A 1,162-nucleotide genomic window follows, 5' to 3' on the forward strand; every position below is an offset into this window, starting at 1 on the left:
GAGTCTTGTTACCTAACTTACTAACTAAACTAGCAAAATCGCCAAGATACTTATTAAACTTATGACTATTCTGATCTACAAAGTCTTTAGCCTTCTGATATTGAAAGCTTTCAATCAAAGAATGAATTTGGATAATTAACAGATATTCTTCATTAGATTCATTGATAAGAGTGTCTAATGTATCGCTACAAGCTCTGTACTGCTTAGTTTTAAAGTAATAGTCAGCTAGTAACGTTTTTAGATCATTATCAGACGTACTAATAGAAGATATAGTTCTATTTAATTTATCAAATTTATCATCGTTAGTACTATATAACCTTAAACCTAATAGAGCCAAGCCTCTAAGGGTATTGGTACTAAATAAATCTACCTCATCTACAAGTTTTAAAAAATTAATATTGTTAAGTTGGTTAACTGCAATAAAAGACCTTATTTCGTTAGTTAAAGGTTCTCCAATATCGCTATTCGAGTCAATTAGATGATTTAGTTTATCCATTTCACCAAAATTATATAAGCCGTCAACCAAATATTTTATTATTTCTGACTCAGAATGATCTTTATAAACCTTTAAGAAAAACACTTTATCTGAGTTTCTTTTAGTAAATGAAACGAGATTAATAATGGTTTCTGGAAGTATCCCACATTGGGTAGTTTTCGTTAGTCTGTAATAATGCTTAACTGATTCTTCGTTATTTATGACGCAATTTGCAGTAATAATGCTGTTTATCGCATACTTTTTTAATGAAGGTACGTCAATCTGGTTTATGTTTAAATTCAGTTCTAGGGAGTTCAACTCCGCTTCAATATAATGATGTTGGTTTTTAGATGTAGCATATCTCAGCAGAGAAGATTCAAGAGATAGAATGATAAATGAAGGCTTTAAGCGTTCATCTTTATCAATCAGTGTCTCTATCACATCGTATTTATCAAACTGATTATGATTCGAATAATATCTCATATAGCTAAGTTTGATAGAGTAGGAATCTCTGACATCTTTAGGTAAATTTCTGAAGCGTTTAATACTTCCTTGATTTAAGTTTAACAAATATTTAAAAACTTGGTATTGGGAGTTTTCAGGCTCTTTATCAATACAAGTTTCGATAATCTTTAAAGTATTATCAGCATTACTACTTATAATATTATCTATTATAGTTATTACGTT

General features: G+C 29.3%; 1 protein-coding gene. It reads right to left on the bottom strand.

What is annotated here, in order from left to right:
- Positions 1-1,162, bottom strand: a 1,162-nt coding sequence (locus ACS8FD_RS15830; RefSeq protein WP_439276550.1) for a hypothetical protein, incomplete at both ends; no start/stop codon positions are given.

This window comes from Psychrobacter sp. 1U2, from assembly GCF_051847575.1.